Here is a 279-nt window from a genome sequence, read left to right as displayed (position 1 = left end):
CCGGGTAAAATACAGTCTCAGTCCGGAGGCCCCATGTCCAGTCCATCCCTGCGTTGCACGGCCTTTTCCGGCCCGCAACGGATCGCCAGCGGCGAACTCCGCCATGTCGCGATGAAGGCCAAGCAGGCCTTCGACCTGCATCCGGACCGGCCGGTGCTGGTGTTCGACGATGCCGACGCCCGCACCATCGAAGTCCCGCTGGAGCTGCCCGCCGCCGACCTGCTGCGCCTGCTCGCGCAACCGCAGCTTTCGGCCGGCACCGAGGCAGCGCCGGCCCCG

1 protein-coding gene is annotated in these 279 nt (G+C 69.5%); it reads left to right on the top strand.

The genetic code is table 11. The annotated features are described in order from the left end of the window. Positions 1–33: 33 nt before the first annotated feature. Positions 34–279 (top strand): DUF2239 family protein (locus GN138_RS15930; RefSeq protein WP_157364984.1); only part of this gene is annotated, 246 nt, incomplete at its 3' end.

The sequence above is a fragment of the Winogradskyella endarachnes genome, assembly GCF_009741275.1.
Lineage (GTDB): Bacteria > Bacteroidota > Bacteroidia > Flavobacteriales > Flavobacteriaceae > Winogradskyella > Winogradskyella endarachnes.
This window is presented reverse-complemented; position numbering and strand designations above follow the sequence as displayed.